At 64.0% G+C, this 15,983-nt stretch carries 21 protein-coding genes; 5 read left to right on the forward strand and 16 right to left on the reverse strand.

Annotated elements, in window-relative coordinates; translation table 11 throughout:
- Positions 1-58: 58 nt before the first annotated feature.
- The gene (locus L7H23_RS02875; RefSeq protein ID WP_237837860.1) at positions 59-964 is read left to right on the forward strand and encodes a hydrogen peroxide-inducible genes activator; all 906 of its coding nucleotides are present in this window, start codon (positions 59-61) and stop codon (positions 962-964) included.
- Between the two features lies 1 nt (position 965).
- Here the strand turns inward: L7H23_RS02875 and L7H23_RS02880 are convergent, their stop codons facing one another.
- The 3 genes from L7H23_RS02880 to pgsA are packed head-to-tail and all read right to left on the reverse strand — an operon-like array spanning position 966 to position 2,231.
- Positions 966-1,406, reverse strand: a complete 441-nt coding sequence (locus L7H23_RS02880; RefSeq protein WP_237837861.1) for a molybdenum cofactor biosynthesis protein MoaE — start codon at positions 1,404-1,406, stop codon at positions 966-968.
- On the reverse strand, positions 1,403-1,654 hold the full coding sequence (locus tag L7H23_RS02885) for a MoaD/ThiS family protein (RefSeq protein ID WP_237837862.1): 252 nt from the start codon (positions 1,652-1,654) through the stop codon (positions 1,403-1,405). The genes L7H23_RS02880 and L7H23_RS02885 overlap by 4 nt, the downstream gene beginning before the upstream one ends.
- A gap of 4 nt (positions 1,655-1,658) precedes the next feature.
- Positions 1,659-2,231, reverse strand: coding sequence for a CDP-diacylglycerol--glycerol-3-phosphate 3-phosphatidyltransferase (pgsA, locus tag L7H23_RS02890; RefSeq protein WP_237837863.1), 573 nt, complete (start codon positions 2,229-2,231; stop codon positions 1,659-1,661).
- Positions 2,232-2,378: 147 nt separating this feature from the next.
- On the opposite strand from pgsA, the gene L7H23_RS02895 reads away from it, so the two are divergent.
- Positions 2,379-3,674 (forward strand): MFS transporter, encoded by a 1,296-nt coding sequence (locus tag L7H23_RS02895; RefSeq protein WP_237837864.1) that lies wholly within the window; start codon positions 2,379-2,381, stop codon positions 3,672-3,674.
- A gap of 26 nt (positions 3,675-3,700) precedes the next feature.
- Here the strand turns inward: L7H23_RS02895 and L7H23_RS02900 are convergent, their stop codons facing one another.
- The 4 genes from L7H23_RS02900 to nadC all read right to left on the reverse strand — a co-directional run bounded on the left by L7H23_RS02900 (position 3,701) and on the right by nadC (position 5,813).
- The gene (locus L7H23_RS02900) at positions 3,701-3,889 is read right to left on the reverse strand and encodes a hypothetical protein (RefSeq protein WP_237837865.1); all 189 of its coding nucleotides are present in this window, start codon (positions 3,887-3,889) and stop codon (positions 3,701-3,703) included.
- Positions 3,890-3,940: 51 nt separating this feature from the next.
- Entirely contained in the window at positions 3,941-4,168 is a 228-nt protein-coding gene (locus L7H23_RS02905; RefSeq protein WP_237837866.1) for a hypothetical protein, read from the reverse strand.
- A gap of 93 nt (positions 4,169-4,261) precedes the next feature.
- Positions 4,262-4,978, reverse strand: a complete 717-nt coding sequence (locus L7H23_RS02910; RefSeq protein ID WP_237837867.1) for a ribonuclease T(2) — start codon at positions 4,976-4,978, stop codon at positions 4,262-4,264.
- On the reverse strand, positions 4,965-5,813 hold the full coding sequence (gene nadC / locus L7H23_RS02915) for a carboxylating nicotinate-nucleotide diphosphorylase (protein WP_237837868.1): 849 nt from the start codon (positions 5,811-5,813) through the stop codon (positions 4,965-4,967). The genes L7H23_RS02910 and nadC overlap by 14 nt, the downstream gene beginning before the upstream one ends.
- 95 nt (positions 5,814-5,908) lie before the next feature.
- On the opposite strand from nadC, the gene L7H23_RS02920 reads away from it, so the two are divergent.
- Positions 5,909-7,039, forward strand: a complete 1,131-nt coding sequence (locus L7H23_RS02920) for a nitronate monooxygenase (RefSeq protein ID WP_237837869.1) — start codon at positions 5,909-5,911, stop codon at positions 7,037-7,039.
- 30 nt (positions 7,040-7,069) lie between these two features.
- Here L7H23_RS02920 and L7H23_RS02925 read toward each other — a convergent pair whose 3' ends face one another.
- Entirely contained in the window at positions 7,070-7,522 is a 453-nt protein-coding gene (locus tag L7H23_RS02925) for a peptidylprolyl isomerase (RefSeq protein ID WP_237837870.1), read from the reverse strand.
- Positions 7,523-7,676: 154 nt separating this feature from the next.
- On the opposite strand from L7H23_RS02925, the gene mgtE reads away from it, so the two are divergent.
- Both mgtE and L7H23_RS02935 read left to right on the forward strand, forming a co-directional pair.
- On the forward strand, positions 7,677-9,137 hold the full coding sequence (mgtE, locus tag L7H23_RS02930; protein WP_237837871.1) for a magnesium transporter: 1,461 nt from the start codon (positions 7,677-7,679) through the stop codon (positions 9,135-9,137).
- 223 nt (positions 9,138-9,360) lie between these two features.
- Positions 9,361-9,489: an entericidin A/B family lipoprotein gene (locus tag L7H23_RS02935; RefSeq protein ID WP_237837872.1), complete on the forward strand. Its 129-nt coding sequence runs from the start codon at positions 9,361-9,363 to the stop codon at positions 9,487-9,489.
- 21 nt (positions 9,490-9,510) lie between these two features.
- Here L7H23_RS02935 and tatC read toward each other — a convergent pair whose 3' ends face one another.
- The 8 genes from tatC to argS form a co-directional block, all read right to left on the reverse strand.
- The gene (tatC, locus tag L7H23_RS02940; RefSeq protein ID WP_237837873.1) at positions 9,511-10,320 is read right to left on the reverse strand and encodes a twin-arginine translocase subunit TatC; all 810 of its coding nucleotides are present in this window, start codon (positions 10,318-10,320) and stop codon (positions 9,511-9,513) included.
- On the reverse strand, positions 10,317-10,697 hold the full coding sequence (tatB, locus tag L7H23_RS02945) for a Sec-independent protein translocase protein TatB (protein ID WP_237837874.1): 381 nt from the start codon (positions 10,695-10,697) through the stop codon (positions 10,317-10,319). The genes tatC and tatB overlap by 4 nt, the downstream gene beginning before the upstream one ends.
- A gap of 31 nt (positions 10,698-10,728) precedes the next feature.
- On the reverse strand, positions 10,729-10,953 hold the full coding sequence (locus L7H23_RS02950) for a twin-arginine translocase TatA/TatE family subunit (protein ID WP_237837875.1): 225 nt from the start codon (positions 10,951-10,953) through the stop codon (positions 10,729-10,731).
- Between the two features lie 25 nt (positions 10,954-10,978).
- Positions 10,979-11,572, reverse strand: coding sequence for an SMC-Scp complex subunit ScpB (gene scpB, locus L7H23_RS02955; protein WP_237837876.1), 594 nt, complete (start codon positions 11,570-11,572; stop codon positions 10,979-10,981).
- A complete protein-coding gene (locus L7H23_RS02960; RefSeq protein ID WP_237837877.1) occupies positions 11,569-12,342 on the reverse strand; it encodes a ScpA family protein in 774 nt (257 codons plus the stop codon). Before L7H23_RS02960 ends, scpB begins: the two co-directional genes overlap by 4 nt.
- 4 nt (positions 12,343-12,346) lie before the next feature.
- The gene (nagZ, locus tag L7H23_RS02965) at positions 12,347-13,354 is read right to left on the reverse strand and encodes a beta-N-acetylhexosaminidase (protein WP_237837878.1); all 1,008 of its coding nucleotides are present in this window, start codon (positions 13,352-13,354) and stop codon (positions 12,347-12,349) included.
- 94 nt (positions 13,355-13,448) lie between these two features.
- A complete protein-coding gene (locus tag L7H23_RS02970; protein ID WP_237837879.1) occupies positions 13,449-14,225 on the reverse strand; it encodes an SPOR domain-containing protein in 777 nt (258 codons plus the stop codon).
- Entirely contained in the window at positions 14,225-15,952 is a 1,728-nt protein-coding gene (gene argS / locus L7H23_RS02975) for an arginine--tRNA ligase (protein WP_237837880.1), read from the reverse strand. The genes L7H23_RS02970 and argS overlap by 1 nt, the downstream gene beginning before the upstream one ends.
- Between the last annotated feature and the right edge of the window lie 31 nt (positions 15,953-15,983).

The raw sequence follows: 15,983 nt of genomic DNA on the forward strand, positions 1-15,983 counted from the left end.
GCGAATATAGATCGACAAGATTGTTTAATATCGGCGGCATCAACGCTATATCCGATCAATGCATAATTACCTGCCCTCGCTGAAACAGATGCAATATCTCGTCGCGTTGCACGAGCATGGCCATTTCGGCCGCGCTGCCGACGCCTGTAACGTCACCCAGTCGACGCTGTCGGCAGGCATCCGCGAGCTCGAGACTTTGCTCGGCCAGACGCTCGTCGAACGCACCCGCCGCGTCGTCCGCTTCACCGGGCTCGGCAATGCCATCGTCGACAAGGCGCACCGCGTCCTCCGCGAAGCCGAGGAACTCGCCGATATGGCCGCCGCGGCCGCCGCGCCGCTCGTCGGCGAACTGCGCATGAGCGTCATCCCGACGATCGCGCCCTTCCTGCTCCCCGGCCTGCTGCCGCGGCTCCGCAAGGAACGCCCGTCACTCAAGCTGTTCCTCCGCGAGGAGCCGAGCGCACAGGCGTGCGAGTCCCTCCACCATGGTCAGGTGGACTGCGTGCTGCTCGCGCTTCCCTATGCGTGCGGCGACGTCGAGAGCGAGACGCTGTTCGACGATGCGCTCTTCGTCGCCTTTCCCGGCGACCAGAGCGAGGATCTTCCCGCGATGGTCAGCGCCGACCAGCTCGACCCCGCACAGATGCTGATGCTCGAGGACGGGCATTGCCTGAAGGATCATGCGCTCGCCGCGTGCAACCGTCCCGAGCTGCGCGCCGGCGCCCGCATGATGGGTACCTCGCTTCACACGCTCGTCCAGATGGTCGACAACGGTCTGGGCATCACGATGCTGCCGCAAATGGCGATCGAGGCCGGGATTCTAGACCACACCGACATCGACACGCGCCCGCTCGATTCGGATCACGACTGGCGCACGATCGCGCTCGTCTGGCGCAAGGGCAGCCCGCGCGCAGAGGAATTCACATTGCTCGCGGACATTTTCCGCAAGCATAAGGCGAATTAGGTCAGTCCCACCGCTCCGCGCGTCCCTGATCGCTGTCGCGCGGCTCGACCCACGTGATACGCCCATCGGCGAACGTCTCGCGCTTCCAGAACATCACATCGGTCTTCAGCCGGTCGATCAGATACTCGCATCCCGCGAGCGCCTCCGCCCGGTGCGCACTGCTTGCGAGCACCAGCACAATGCCTTCACCCGGCGCCATCGCCCCCACCCGGTGAATCAGCGTCAGCGCGGACAGCGCCCAGCGATCGGCCGCGGCATGGGCCAATTCTGCCAGTCCAGCCTCGGTAAGCACCGGATGATGTTCGAGGAACAGCTCGGTCAGATCGTTGTCGCCGCGTACGCGCCCGATGAAGCTCGCGCTTGCGCCGTGCCCGCCCGCGTCGTGAATATCGAGTTCGGCGGGGACGTCGATTGCGTCCGTCTGGACTGCAACGCGGATCACCCCCCGGTTACCGGCGGAAAGAGCGCGATCTCGTTGCCGATCGTCGCATTGGGTCCAACCATTGCCCCGCCGACCGCGGCGCGAATGCGCCCCGGCTCGGCAAAGGCCAGCGCGCCCCGCTCGTCGCGTCCGGCAAGCCATGCGACCAGATCGGCAATCGTCGCGACCTCGGCGGGCGGATCGATCACCTCGTCGGCAACCCCCATCCGTTCGCGCACCCAAGCAAAATAGCTGACCGTCAGCGCCATCGGCTCAGTCCATATGCTTCAGGCCGACGCGCAGATAATCCCAGCCCGTGATCAGCGTCAGCACCGCCGCGCCCCACAGCGAGATCAACCCGACGGTCTTGATCCACGCAAACTCGGGCAGCGCGCCAGCCAGGATCAGCGCGCCGAACGCCACCAGCTGGAAGGTCGTCTTCCACTTCGCGAGCTGCGTCACCGGCATCGACACCTGCAAGGTCGCGAGGAATTCGCGCAGCCCCGACACGATGATCTCGCGCAGCAGGATCATCAACGCCGCGATGACGTGATAGCCGTTGATATCGCGCGTGAAGACCAGCAGCAGGATCACCGCCGCGATCATGATCTTGTCGGCGATCGGATCGAGGAAAGCGCCCAGCCGCGAGACGATCCCGCGCGAGCGTGCAACATAGCCGTCAAAATAGTCGGTAATGCCCATCAGGCAGTAGAGACCGAACGCCAGTGCATAATCGATCGGCTTCGGCTGCAACGACCCCTCGGCCACACCCGGCCACAACAGGAAAAGCAGGATGGGAACCGCCAGGATGCGCGAGAGCGTCAATATGTTGGGAAGGCTCAGCATGGTCCCTGTCGACGTGTCCGTTCTAGCTTTGCGGCCCAATTGGGCTTTGACCCCGCCTGCCCTAACCGATAAGCCCCCCGTGCGACAACAGGATTGCCTGAGGGGGTTGGCGTTGTCGCTATTTCGGGCTGTAAAAGTGGATTTTCAATGACAGGCTCCTTTGCGCTGCTGAATCAACGCAGGTTCCTTCCGCTTTTCGTCACGCAGCTGCTCGGCGCCTTCAACGACAATCTCTTCAAGAATGCGATGGTGCTGTTCGTCGTCTACGGCGTTTTCAACGACGAGGCGTCGGAAACGCTGTTCAGCGCGGTCGCAACCGCAGTCTTCATCCTCCCCTTCTTCCTTCTTTCTGCGCTAGCCGGCCAGCTCGCCGATACGCGCGACAAGGCGCGGATCATCCGCATCGTCAAATTCTGCGAGATTCTGATCATGTTCGTCGGCGGCGCAGGACTCGTCCTCGCGTGGATGGGCTGGGCGGTTCACATTCTCGCGATTCCGCTGATGATGCTCGCACTGTTCGCGATGGGCATCCACTCGACCTTCTTCGGTCCGATCAAATATGCGATCCTGCCGCAGCATCTCGAAAACGACGAGGTGCTCGCGGGCACCGGTCTCGTCGAGGCGGGCACCTATATCGCGATCCTCGCGGGCACGATTCTCGCCGGCGTGATAGAGGTCGAATGGGCCGCGCTCGGCGTCGTCCTCGTCGCCGCGCTCGGCTACTGGACCGGACGCAAGGTGCCGCCGGCTCCGCCGCAACACGAAGAAACCGGCATCGACTGGCATATCATCCGCTCGTCGGTCGCGCTCGTCCGCGGCACGATGCATATTCCCCGCCTCTATCTCGCGATCCTGTCGATCAGCTTCTTCTGGACGATCGGCGCGGTGCTGTTCATCCAGTTCCCGCCACTGGCGAAGAACATCCTGCACGCCGACAAGAGCGTAGCGAGCCTGTTCCTCGCGGTCTTCTCGATCGGCATCGCGATCGGCTCGGTCGCGGTCAACCAGCTGCTGAAGGGCAAGGTTTCCGCACGCTACAGCCCGGCCAGCGTCATCGTGATGGCGCTCTTCGTACTCGCATTTTATTTCGTATGCCGCAGCTGGGGCGCGGAGCCTGCGGGCGCGCTCTACGACATCAAGGGCTTCTTAGCACACGAACGCGTCGTCCCGCTGCTGCTCAGCCTGCTCGGCATCGCGATCAGCGGCGGCATGTTCGTCGTGCCGCTCTATGCCTTCCTGACAACCACCGTCCCGAAGGACCAGACCGCACGCACCGTCGCGGCAAACAACATCGTGAATTCGGGCGCGATGGTCGCGGGTTCGCTGCTCGCGATCGGGCTCGGCTTCGCCGGCGTCGGAACGGTCGATCAGCTGCTGATGAGCGCCGTGATGTGCCTCATCTCGGCCTGGCTCGCGATGAAGCTGCACCGGGCTTGCGATTAAAACTGCCTTCGGCCCCGAAGCCAACGTCAGGATACGACCGGCTCGTCGTTCGATCGACCGGATCGTCCGTGTAGAAGAGCCTGCTGAATAGCCAATTTGATCTGGACGCGCAGATAGTCCGCGCGATGTACGTCAGGAACTGACAGCCCCGTTGTCACGATCTTCTCGACCGTGTTTTCTTCCCACTCCGAATAAGTCCAATGATCGGCGCTCATGGGAAATCATCGCTCCCTTTGCAAAATTCCGCAACTGTCCGAAGCCGTCGCTCAGATCAGGAACATCATCGTCGCGACGAAGAAGATCGCGAAGCTTTCCAGAAACAGCCGCATGTCGCTGCCGCGCGCCAGAAGCGGCGGAGCAACGCGCTCGGCGTGCAGCATTACCCGCAATTCCGCCTGCCAGTCGTCGGGCATGTTGAGCTGCGCGATCCTCAGTTGCCGTGCGCTATGCGCCCGCAGCCGTTCGCGAATGTCGATCTGGTCTTCTGCGTCCATGTCCGGACGCTACGCCCCGGTTAACGAGTCGATAAGGTTAAAAAATCGTTAACGCCGCAGCGTACCGCAACGGGACGCCCGCCCGGCGCTTTCTTAACCGCGCGGCATCGGCCGGATACGCACCGTCTTGCGATCCGGGGCGCCCTTCTGGAAAACCTTGCAGGCCTGCGGACGCATACGCGGCCCCAGACAATAGCTGACCTCGGTCAGCCAGCCATCGCGGTCCGTCGACACGCCGATCATCGTTTCGCGGATGCCCGGATTGATCGCGGCAAAAGCGCGGCGAATACTTCCCGTGGTCTGCGGCTGCGCGCCGAGCTTTGCCATGTCGGGAAACCGGACGGTGCGGAACAACATTTCGGCGGCGCGGAAGTAGGCAGCCGGGTGCGGGCTCATGCACGTTCCATGCTTCGCCCATTCGTGCTGGAGCAACTGCGCCGAAGGCGTCATGCACAGATGCTTCTTCAGCACCGCCTGCGGCACGATCTTCGCCGGACGGCACCATTGCGGATAGTCGCGCGTATCGGCCTCGGGCCACAGCCCGTGCAGCACCCAGCCGAAGCGGCCATTCTCGCCCGAACATTGGAAGCGGTCGCGCGCATCCTTCGGATTGCGCACCCTCGCGCAATGCTGCGGAGACCAGCTCATGCTCAGCTTGTACCCGGTGACCGGCGGCCTTCGCACGGGCTCGTCGCGCGGGTTCTGTTCGAGCCGCGGAACGGGGATGCGACCGGGAACCGAGCAGGAAAGCGCTTGTGCCTGCACCGCGACCGGCATCAGCGCCAGGGCGACGGCGCTAGGCCAGCGCAAAATCGAGCCCGATGTCCGCCGCGGGCGCCGACTGGGTCAGCCGCCCGACCGATACATAGGTCACGCCGGTCGCGCCGATGTCATGGATCGTGTCGAGCCTGACGCCGCCTGACGCTTCGGTCGGCACCTTCCCGCCAACCAGCGCAACACATGCCCGCAGTTCGTCGAGGCCCATATTATCCAGAAGCAGATGCGTCGCCCCCGCCTTCAGCGCGGGTTCGACCTGCGCGACGCGGTCGACCTCGACGATAATCCGCTCGATCCCGGCGTCGACCGCGCGGCGCACCGCTTCCTCGACCGATCCGGCGACCGCGACATGATTGTCCTTGATCATCGCCGCGTCCCACAGTCCCATGCGGTGGTTCGTCGCGCCGCCCATTCGCGTCGCGTATTTCTCGAGCACCCGCAGACCCGGGATCGTCTTGCGCGTGTCGAGCAAGGTCGCGCCCGTTCCCGCGAGCGCATCGACATATTGCCGCGTCATCGTTGCAATTCCAGACAGATGCTGCACCGTGTTCAGCGCCGACCGCTCGGCGGTCAGCATCGCGCGCGCGTTGCCCGACAGCCGCATCAGGTCGCTGCCCGCCGCAACCGCCTCGCCCTCTTCGACGAGGATCTCGATCTCCATCGCCGGGTCCAGCGCGCGAAAGAACATCTCGGCGATCGGCAGTCCGGCAACGGTGATCGCGTCGCGGCTGTCCATTACTCCCGAAAAGCGGGCGCCCGCAGGGATCGTCGCCATCGAGGTAATATCGCCGCCCGAGTCCATATCCTCGGCCAAAGTGCTGCGGACGAAGGCGCCAAGGTCGAAACCGGAAAGGGAGAAGTCGCTCATGGCGAATGCGATAGACGGCCCCTCATGCAAATCAACTTGACGTTTACGTCAACTAGCGCTGACATGGGTGCAAATAACGAACCGGAGAGAGACCCATGCAATCCCCGATCTGTGCGATGCTCGGCATCGAATTCCCCCTCCTCGCCTTCTCGCACTGTCGCGACGTCGTCGTCGCGGTGTCGAAAGCCGGCGGCATGGGCGTCTTCGGCGCGGCGTCGCTGCCGCCCGAGCGGCTGGAGGAAGAGCTGGCGTGGATCGACGAACATATCGGCGGTCGTCCCTATGGGGTCGATCTGATCGTCCCGAACAGCTTCGCCGGCAAGGGTGAGGCCCGGAGCGAGCTCCCGCCGATCCCTTCCGAACACAAGGCGTTCGTCGCAGACCTGCTTGGCAAGCACGGCGTAAACGAAGGTGATCTTGCGCTTCCCGCTGTAGGCGGCGGCCTCGGCGAGAATATGACCGACGACGGCGCCGCCAAGCTGCTCGAAGTCGCCTTCCGTCACCCCATCAAGCTCATCGCCAACGCGCTCGGCGTGCCGCCGCCGCTGATGCTCGAACTCGGCAAGCGCTTCGGCGTGCCGGTCGCCGCGCTCGTCGGCACACGTGACCATGCGCTCGCGCAGGTTCGTGCCGGCGTTGACATCCTTGTCGTCGCGGGCGGCGAAGCCGGTGGCCATTGCGGTGAAGTCGCGACGATGGTCCTCGTTCCTGAAGTCGCGGCGGCCGTGGAAGCCGTCGGCGCCAGCACCCCGATCCTCGCCGCCGGGGGCATCGTCACCGGGCGCCAGATGGCCGCTGCAATGGCGATGGGCGCGCATGGCGCATGGACCGGCTCGGTGTGGCTAACCACCGCCGAGGCCGAGACCAATCCGGTCGTGAAGGAAAAGATGCTCGCCGCCTCGTCGCGCGACACGGTGCGCTCGAAGAGCCGCACCGGCAAACCCTCACGCCAGCTCCGCTCGCCATGGACCGACGCGTGGGAAGCCGAGGGCGCCCCGAAACCGCTGCCGATGCCGCTGCAGTCGCTGGTAAGCGAACCCGCGCTGCGTAAGGTCGATAAATTGTCCGAGGGCGGCCACGAAGGCGCGAAGGCGCTCGCGACCTATTGGGTCGGTCAGGGCGTCGGCCTGATGAACGAGGCAATGGGCGCCGGGCAGGTCGTCCAGGAGTTCAAAGAGGACTGGATCGCCGCGTGCGAACGGCTCAACGGCTTTATCGGCGCCTAAAAAAATCCCCGCCGAAGCGGGGACTTTCTCTTATTCGCTGACGGTCGCCTTGACGATCTTACCGGGCTCGCGCGGCGGCTCGCCCTTCGGCAGCGCGTCGACATTTTCCATGCCTTCGATCACTTCGCCCCAGACGGTGTATTGCTTGTCGAGGAAGCGCGCGTCGTCGAAGCAGATGAAGAACTGGCTGTTCGCGCTGTTCGGGTTCTGCGCCCGCGCCATCGAGCACACGCCGCGAACGTGCGGCTCGGCGTTGAATTCCTGCGGCAGGTCGGGAAGCTTGCTGCCGCCCATGCCCGTGCCGGTCGGGTCACCGCCCTGCGCCATGAAGCCCGGGATCACGCGGTGAAAGACGACGCCGTCGTAAAAGCCTTCCTTGGCAAGGCCGGTGATGCGCTCGACGTGCAGCGGCGCAAGGTCGGGGCGCAGGCGGATAACGACATCGCCGGTCGACAGCGAAAGGGTGAGCGTCTGGTCGGACATGAAAAGCTCCTTTGTTGGGGATTTGGCGGTGCCATAGCGGGGAGACGTCGCAAAGCCACGCATTAAATACGTAAATGACCGCGCGAACGTTGCCATCGGCTGCCCGCAGGACTAGGGGGAAGCACGGACGCCGCATGACCCAGGGAGGACCGCGATGGACAAACGCGAAGAGTCCCTGCCCCCTGAAGATATCGTCATCACCGACGAGCGCGATGCGGGTCGCGACCAGCCTGCGCGCGAAGCCGAAACCGAACTGGACGAAGACGATCGTCTGCGCCCCCGCTTCGTCCGCGAGGTCATCGACCTTGCCGAAGAAGGCGAAGGCGAGGCTGCGCGCGAGCGCATAGGCCGCCTCCATCCGGCCGACATCGCCGACCTTTTCGAACTCGCGAGCTCCGACGAACGCCCGATCCTCGCCGCCGTACTCGGCGACATGCTCTCCGCCGACGTGCTGGCAGAGATGAACGACTATGTGCGCGAGGAACTGATCGATCTCCTCGCGCCCGAACAGGTCGCCGAACTCGCCTCCGAACTCGATACCGACGATGCCGTCGCGATCATCGAGGATATGGAAGAGGACGACCAGCAGGCGGTGCTCGAGGCGATGGAGCCCGAAGACCGCGCCGCGATCGAGGACGCCCTTTCCTTCCCCGAGGAATCCGCCGGCCGCCTGATGCAGCGCGAATATGTCGCGGTGCCCGAGCATGTGACCGTCGGCGACGTCATCGACCGGCTGCGCGAGGACGTCGATCTTGCGACCGACTTCTGGGAAATCTTCGTCGTCGACCCGATGCACCGGCCGATCGGAACCTGCCAGCTGAGCTGGATATTGCGCACGCCGCGCGACATCGCCGTGGCCGACGTGATGAAGCGCGAACAGACGCTGATCCCGGTCGATATGGATCAGGAAGAGGTCGCGCTCCGCTTCCAGAAATATGCGCTGATTTCAGCCGCTGTCGTCGACAAGGCCGGCCGCCTCGTCGGCATGATCACGGTCGATGACGTCGTCCACATCATCCAGGAAGAAGCCGGCGAGGACATCCTGCGCCTGTCGGGCGCCGGCGACGGCGACATCAACGAACCGATCGCCATGACGATCCGCACGCGCCTGAGCTGGCTGACCGTCAACCTCGGCACCGCGATGCTCGCCGCGTCGGTTGTCGGATTCTTCGAAGGCGCGATCGCGAAGTTCGCGTTGCTCGCGGTCCTGATGCCGATCGTCTCGGGCATGGGCGGAAATGCGGGAACGCAGACCCTTGCCGTCACCGTTCGCGCCATCGCGACCAACCAGCTGACGGCGTCAAACACGCTGCGCATGATCTTTCGCGAATTTCGCATTGCCGCAGTGAACGGCCTGTCGCTCGGCATCCTGATCGGCACGGGTACCGCGCTGATCTTCGGAAACCCGTTGCTGGGCGTCGTCATCGCCTCGGCGATGCTGATCAACAATCTGGTCGCGGGTCTCGCCGGCATCCTCGTGCCTGTCACGCTCGATCGGCTCGACGTCGATCCCGCGGTCTCGTCGGCGGTATTCGTGACGACCCTCACCGACATCATGGGCTTTTTCTCGTTCCTCGGCCTTGCCGTAGTGAGCGGCCTCACCACGATGGGGTGACCCAAAGCATTGATTCCCAAGCGATTCAAAAGAATCGGAAAAAAATTTTACACCGGGTCACTTTTTTGGGGAACTTATCCACCGCACCGGTCGTTTCCCATTCGAGCAGCGGTCATCGCCCCCCCGCAGCGCTGCTCAGCAACATTGGCCCGGCCCGCATTCCCTCCCCCCCCCCTCGAAGCGTGCCGGGCCATTTTGCATCCAAATCCTGAGAGGTGATAAAATGACGAGTGTCCGTGTAATCCTCCTCACCTTGCTCGCCAGCTTTCTGGTCGCTGGCTGCAATACGGTGAAGGGTGCTGGCCGCGATATCGAATCGGTCGGCCAGGCGGGTAGCGACGCCATCCACTGATCGGGCGTTTGCCCGCTTACCCTAAGCCTCTTCGAGAGGCTCGACAGGCGCCGCTTCGGCGCCTGTTTTGCGTTTGCGCTGGGTGAACCAGATCGCGACGATGGACAGTTCGTACAGCAGCACCAGCGGGATCGCGAGCAGCAGCTGGCTCAGCACGTCGGGCGGCGTGAAGACCGCCGCGATCGCGAACGCGCCGACGATCATGTAACGGCGTGCACTGATGAGTTGCTCACGCGTGACGAGGCCCGCACGCTCGATGAGCATCAGCAGGATCGGCAACAGGAAGGCGATCCCGAACGCCATCAGAAACTGCATGATGAAGCTGATATATTCGCCGGTTGCCGGCAGGGCCTCTTGCGTCACGCCACCCAGATCGCGCTGAAACCCGAACAGGAAATGCAGCGCCGTCGGGATGGTGATGAAGTAGGCGAAGCAGGCGCCGGTCGCGAACAATATGGGTGTCGCAAACAGAAAGGGCAGAAGCGCCCGTTGTTCCTTGCGATAAAGACCCGGAGCGACGAATTTCCAGAGCTGGTTCGCAATGACAGGGAATGCCAGCATCATCGCGGCGAACAACGCGACCTTCATTTCGACAAAAAAAGCTTCGGTCGGCTTGGTGTAGATGAGTTTCTTCAATCCCGCTTCAGTGAGCGGGTGGACGAGCACGGTCAGTATCGCGCGGGCAAAATACAGGCACAACAGAAACGCCACGCCGATAGCGAGCAGCGATTTCAGCAAACGGGACCGCAGCTCGATCAGGTGGTCGAGCAACGGCATCTTGCCGCCCGCACCATCCTCGTTCACCGCCGTTGCGGAGGCTTCTTCGGTCATGGCAGCGGGCCATCGCGCGGCGGAACTTCATGCGTCTCGGGCCTGGTAGCCGCAGCCGCATGGTCCGGATTTTCAGGCGGTGCCCCGTCCGCCGGTGAAGCGGCAATCAGCGGAGGGGTCCCCGCTCCGGCCTCATCGACCCGCGGGAATTCCTTCATGATCGCGTCATTCTGCGCGCGCCATTGCTTCTCGAGCTCCTCGAGTTCGGCTTCGCGCATCATCGTGTCGAGGCCCGAACGGAAATGGCGCGCCATACCGCGCGCCTTGCCGACCCACTTGCCGACAAAGCGCATCGCCTTGGGCAAATCCTTGGGGCCGATAACAACCAGAGCCACTATGATGACGAGCAGAAACTCGGTCGGCGCAACGTCGAACATGAACTAGCGCTTCCCCGCGCGAACGCTGCAATCAGCGGATTTCGGTTTCCGCGGTCGGCGTGGGAGTCGCGTCCGGGGCGCGCTGTCCTTCGATATGCTTCGGAGCAGGCGGCGTATCGTCTTCGGCCATGCCCTTCTTGAAGCTCTTCAGGCCCTTCGCAACATCGCCCATCATATCGGAAAAGCGGCCCTTGCCGAACAACAGCAGGACGATCAGGCCGAGAACAAGCCAGTGAACGAGGCTAAAGCTACCCATCTCAAATTCTCCTTGAAGGGCTCATCTAAGCCTCTTCGCCATCTTTTACTAGGTCCAGTTCGCCCATCGCTTCCTCGAACGCGAGGTCGACGGGATCGAGCAGTCCGGCCGCACGCAAATCCTCGATTCCCGGCAGGTCCTTGCGGCTGGTGAGGCCGAAATGTTGCAGGAACGCGTCGGTCGTCTTGTAAATCAATGGCCTGCCCGGCACCTCGCGGCGGCCGGCGGGTGCGATCCATTCGGCCTCCATCAGCACGTCGAGCGTTCCCTTCGATGTCTGGACGCCGCGGATCGCCTCTATCTCGGCGCGGCTGACGGGCTCGTGATAAGCGACGATCGCAAGCACCTCGGCCGCCGCCCGCGACAGTTTGCGCGGATCGTCGCGCTCGCGCCTTAGCAGGTGCGCAAGGTCGGACGGGGTCTGGAAGTGCCAATGCCCGCCCCGCTCGACCAGCTCGATCCCGCTGCCGTCGTGGCGGCCGGCGATCCGCAGGATAATCGCGCGAATCTCTCCCGGCGTCATTTCATCACCCAGACGATTCGCCACCTGCCGTGCATCGAGCGGTTCGTCGCTGGCGAACAGCATGGCTTCGATAGCGCGTTCGAGGTCGTCGATCATGCTTGTGCGGCCTTCAGATAAAGCGGTTCGAAAGCGCCGTCCTGTTTCAGGTCGACGCGGCCTTGCCGCGCCAGTTCGAGTGCGGCGACAAAGCTCGACGCGATCGCCGACCGGCGCAGGGGGCCCTGATAGTCCGTCGGCAGGAAATCCGAGAGCTCCGCCCAGTCGAGCTTGATCCCGATCAGCCGCTCCAGATGGTGGAGCGCGGCATCGAGCGTCACCACGGGGCGCCGCGAAACCATATGCACGACGGGTTCGGTACGCAGCTTCACCTGACCATAGGCCGAGAGCAGATCGTACAGGCTGGCGTCCCAGCGGCGCAGCTTTACATCGCGCAGCCCTTCAGGCTTTGCGCGCAGAAAGACGTCGCGGCCGACACGGTCGCGCGCGAGCAGGCGTGCCGCCGCCTCGCGCATCGCCGCGAGCCGCTGGAGGCGAAGCTGCAGGCGCAGCGCCAGTTCATCGGGGGACGGTTCCTCGAGCGGATCCTTGGGAAGCAACAGTGCCGATTTCAGATAAGCGAGCCACGCCGCCATCACCAGATAATCGGCCGCGACCTCCAGCTTCGCGCGCATTTCGGCGATGAAGCCCAGATACTGCTCGACAAGTTGCAGGATCGAAATCTGCCGCAGATCGACCTTCTGGCTGCGCGCGAGCGTCAGCAACAGGTCGAGCGGCCCCTCCCAGCTGTCCAGACTGAGCTGCAGCGCATCCTCGCGCTCTGCCGCCGCCGCCGGAACCAGTTCGAAGTCGAGCGGCAATTCTTCCATCGGATCAGGCTATTGCCAGCAGCGCGTCGCGCTGGTCGACGAGCACGCCGAACTCACGCGGGTCATGCGCGCCGGCAATCCGGTCCATCGCCCCTTCGAGCCGCGCGCGCGATACCGTGCTGATCGGATCGAGCGCGTTCGCGATGCCGACCATGTCGTCCATCTTCGCCCAGCAGTTGAGCGCGATGTCGCAGCCCGCGGCGATCGCATCGGCGGCGCGCGACGGCACGTCGCCAGACAGCGCCTTCATGTCGAGATCGTCGGTCATCAGCAGGCCGTGGAAACCGACGCGTTGACGAATGATGCCGTCGATGATCGTCGGCGACAGCGTAGCAGGCAAATCCTTGTCCCACGCCTCGAAAATCACATGACAGGTCATCGCCATCGCGGCGTCGCGCAGCGCCGCGAAAGGCGCGAGGTCGGTCAGCAGATCGTGATCGGACGCGGTCACGCGCGACAGTTTCTCGTGCGAATCGAACAGCGCACGCCCGTGGCCGGGGATATGCTTGACGATGCCGACTACGCCGCCGTCCTGAAGGCCACTCAAAATCGCGCGGCCGAGCGCCGCGACGCGCATCGGTTCGCTGCCAAGCGCGCGGTCGCCGATGACGTCACTCGCGCCGGGCTGGCGCACATCGAGCAACGGCAGACAGTCAACGGTGATCCCGACCTCGGCAAGCATCGCGGCGAGCGCCATCGCATTGAGCCGCGCCGCCTCTATCGCGCTTGCCGGCGCCCGTTCGTACAGGGCATCGAACGCCGCGCCGCTCGGAAAATCGGGCCATTCCGGCGCCTTCATGCGCGCAACCCGCCCGCCTTCCTGATCGATCAGGATCGGCAGATTCGTACGGCCGTCGAGGCTGCGCAGCTCATCCGTCAGGCGCTTCAGCTGCTCGCGATTTTCGATGTTGCGGCCGAAGAGAATATAGCCCGCAGGGTCGCTATCGCGAAAGAAGGCGCGCTCGTCATCGGTCAGGGTCAGCCCCGAAAGGCCGAAAATAGCGGGTATCATCGTGCGTCAACCTCCATAGGCCGGCGCCCCCTCATGTCCAGCATGGCACCAGAGGGTAAACGAACCAATGTCCGGTGCGGCCAAACGGGCCAAATCAACGGACGACGTCGCAATTTTCACCCGCAACGCGCAATTTTCCGCACAGCGACGTCGCATTTGCCGTCGATCCCGCCGATGCGCGCAAGCGATAGACCGTCTTGCCGCCCGCAGTTGCCGGCGACACCGACTTGCCAAGATCGGCAAGATACGGGAAACGCTTCGAAAGCGTCGTCCACGCCTTGGTCGCTGCGGCCTCGCTGCTGAACGCGCCGAGCTGGATCGTCGCCGATCCGCCGGTCGAAGCCTTGTCCTTCGCAACCGTATCGGCAGTCTTGACCGACATGGCCGCCGGCTTGGGCTTGCCCTTGTCCGCCGCGGCGATGCGCGCAGCCTCGGCTTTCGCGGCGGCGTCCTTGTCGGCCTTGGCCTTGGCCGTTGCGGCCTTTGCGGCGGCTTCACGTTCCTCCGGCGTCACGGCCGGTTCCTCGGGCATCCGGCTCGCATCGACCTTGCCCGACGGCACCGCGCCCTCGGTCGCGGCGAAGCTTGCGTCGCCCTCGCCCTCGAAGGTTTTCGCACCGTCGGTTTTCGGCGCGACCTTGTAGTCGCCCTTGTCGGCAACGATCAGCTCGCCCTGCCCGCGTGCGCCGCCGTTCTGCATCCACCAGAGACCGCCAAGCACCGCGCCGATCAGAATCAGCCCGCCAAACACCATGATCAACAGGCGGGCCGGTGAGACCTCGCCATCATCCTCATATTCATCGGCCGCTTCGAGCCAGGGCAGGCGCTCCTCGCCATCCAGACCCAGCCCCGCCTCTTTGTCCTCGGCCATCAATTCAGCTCCTCGAGCGCGTCGACCCCCATCAGGTGCAGCCCGTTACGGATAACCTGCCCGATTCCGTCGGCCAAATAAAGGCGCGTCGCGGTCAGTTCGGGGTCATTTGCCAAAATGACACGCGCGTCGGGGCGATCGTTGCCCATATTCCACCAGGCGTGGAACGCCGCGGCGACCTCTCCGAGGAAGAAGGCGATCCGGTGCGGCTCGCGCGATGCGGCGGCGGATTCGACGATCCGCGGGAATTGCGCGAGCAGCTTGACCAGGCCAAGCTCATATTCGTCGAGCCGGGCGGGGTTCGGGGCCGCCTCTGCGACGCCCGCATCGGCCAGCCTGCGTTTCAGCGAGGCGATACGCGCATGGGCGTACTGGACATAAAAGACGGGATTGTCGCGCGACGCCTCGACGACCTTCGCAAAGTCGAAGTCCATTTGCGCGTCCGCCTTGCGCGTCAGCATCGTGAAACGCACCGCGTCCTTGCCGACCTCGTCGACGATGTCCGCAAGCGTGACGAAATTGCCCGCACGCTTCGACATCTTGAACGGCTCGCCATTCTTCAGCAGCCGGACCATCTGGACCAGCTTGACGTCGAACCGCGTCTTGCCGCCGGTCAAAGCCGCAACCGCGGCCTTGATCCGCTTGACCGTCCCTGCATGGTCGGCGCCCCAGATGTCGATCAGTTCGTCGGCCGTCCGGCTTTTCTGGAAATGATAGGCGAGGTCGGCACCGAAATAGGTCCAGCTGCCGTCCGACTTCTTGATCGGACGATCCTGATCGTCGCCGAAGCGGGTCGAACGGAAGAGCGGCAATTCGACGGGTTCCCAGTCCTCGGGCGTCTCGCCCTTCGGGGCCTCAAGCTCGCCGTCATAGACAAGGTCATGATCGCGCAGCCATTTTTCGGCGTCCGCGGGCTTTCCTTCGGCCTGAAGTTCGGCTTCGGACGAGAAGAGGTCGTGATGGATGCCAAGCTTGGCGAGGTCGGCGCGGATCATGTCCATCATCGCGCTCACCGCCTCGGCGCGGAACAGGCCGAGCCACGCGCTTTCGGGCGCGGCAACGAAGCGGCCGCCATATTCGGCAGCCAGCTTTTCCGCGACCGGCTTCAGATAGTCGCCCGGATACAGCCCCTCGGGGATCTCGCCGATATCCTCGCCCAGAGCCTCGCGGTAGCGCATGTGGACCGATCGCGCGAGAACATCGACCTGCGCGCCGGCGTCGTTGACATAATATTCGCGGATAACCTTGTGGCCCGCATATTCGAGCAGCGCGGCAAGCGCATCGCCGACGACCGCGCCGCGACAATGGCCGACATGCATCGGCCCTGTGGGGTTCGCCGATACATATTCCACATTTACGCTGCGACCTTCACCCATATTCGAGCGGCCATAATCGCCGCTTTCGGCGTGGATCAGCGCAAGCTCGCCGCGCCAGCTGTCGTCGGCCACGCGCATGTTGATGAAGCCGGGGCCAGCGACGCTCGCTTCGGTGACCTCGTCCAGCCCGCCGAGCTCGGCGACCAGAAGCTCGGCCAGAGCGCGCGGGTTTGTTCCCGCGGGCTTGGCAAGCACCATCGCGGCGTTGGTTGCGACATCACCATGCGAAGGGTCGCGCGGCGGTTCGACGCTGATGGCGCTGCGATCGAGATCCGCGGGCAGCGCGCCTCGCGAAACGAGCGCATCGAGCGCGACATCGATATGGTCGGAAAAGCGGCTGAACAGGGTCACGGCGGATCCTATCTTTCGGTCAAATGTCAGT

Origin of the sequence: Sphingopyxis sp. BSN-002, assembly GCF_022024275.1 — a bacterium.
In the GTDB taxonomy this organism is placed as follows: Bacteria; Pseudomonadota; Alphaproteobacteria; order Sphingomonadales; family Sphingomonadaceae; genus Sphingopyxis.

Excerpts from the sequence above, each read along its gene's own strand:
- L7H23_RS02875 (WP_237837860.1), top strand. The coding sequence starts at position 59 with ATGCATAATTACCTGCCCTCGCTGAAACAGATGCAATATCTCGTCGCG.
- L7H23_RS02885 (WP_237837862.1), bottom strand. The coding sequence starts at position 1,654 with ATGGCGCTGACGGTCAGCTATTTTGCTTGGGTGCGCGAACGGATGGGG.
- pgsA (WP_237837863.1), bottom strand. The coding sequence starts at position 2,231 with ATGCTGAGCCTTCCCAACATATTGACGCTCTCGCGCATCCTGGCGGTT.
- L7H23_RS02895 (WP_237837864.1), top strand. The coding sequence starts at position 2,379 with ATGACAGGCTCCTTTGCGCTGCTGAATCAACGCAGGTTCCTTCCGCTT.
- L7H23_RS02900 (WP_237837865.1), bottom strand. The coding sequence starts at position 3,889 with ATGAGCGCCGATCATTGGACTTATTCGGAGTGGGAAGAAAACACGGTC.
- L7H23_RS02905 (WP_237837866.1), bottom strand. The coding sequence starts at position 4,168 with ATGGACGCAGAAGACCAGATCGACATTCGCGAACGGCTGCGGGCGCAT.
- nadC (WP_237837868.1), bottom strand. The coding sequence starts at position 5,813 with ATGAGCGACTTCTCCCTTTCCGGTTTCGACCTTGGCGCCTTCGTCCGC.
- L7H23_RS02920 (WP_237837869.1), top strand. The coding sequence starts at position 5,909 with ATGCAATCCCCGATCTGTGCGATGCTCGGCATCGAATTCCCCCTCCTC.
- L7H23_RS02925 (WP_237837870.1), bottom strand. The coding sequence starts at position 7,522 with ATGTCCGACCAGACGCTCACCCTTTCGCTGTCGACCGGCGATGTCGTT.
- mgtE (WP_237837871.1), top strand. The coding sequence starts at position 7,677 with ATGGACAAACGCGAAGAGTCCCTGCCCCCTGAAGATATCGTCATCACC.
- L7H23_RS02935 (WP_237837872.1), top strand. The coding sequence starts at position 9,361 with ATGACGAGTGTCCGTGTAATCCTCCTCACCTTGCTCGCCAGCTTTCTG.
- tatC (WP_237837873.1), bottom strand. The coding sequence starts at position 10,320 with ATGACCGAAGAAGCCTCCGCAACGGCGGTGAACGAGGATGGTGCGGGC.
- tatB (WP_237837874.1), bottom strand. The coding sequence starts at position 10,697 with ATGTTCGACGTTGCGCCGACCGAGTTTCTGCTCGTCATCATAGTGGCT.
- L7H23_RS02950 (WP_237837875.1), bottom strand. The coding sequence starts at position 10,953 with ATGGGTAGCTTTAGCCTCGTTCACTGGCTTGTTCTCGGCCTGATCGTC.
- scpB (WP_237837876.1), bottom strand. The coding sequence starts at position 11,572 with ATGATCGACGACCTCGAACGCGCTATCGAAGCCATGCTGTTCGCCAGC.
- L7H23_RS02960 (WP_237837877.1), bottom strand. The coding sequence starts at position 12,342 with ATGGAAGAATTGCCGCTCGACTTCGAACTGGTTCCGGCGGCGGCGGCA.
- nagZ (WP_237837878.1), bottom strand. The coding sequence starts at position 13,354 with ATGATACCCGCTATTTTCGGCCTTTCGGGGCTGACCCTGACCGATGAC.
- L7H23_RS02970 (WP_237837879.1), bottom strand. The coding sequence starts at position 14,225 with ATGGCCGAGGACAAAGAGGCGGGGCTGGGTCTGGATGGCGAGGAGCGC.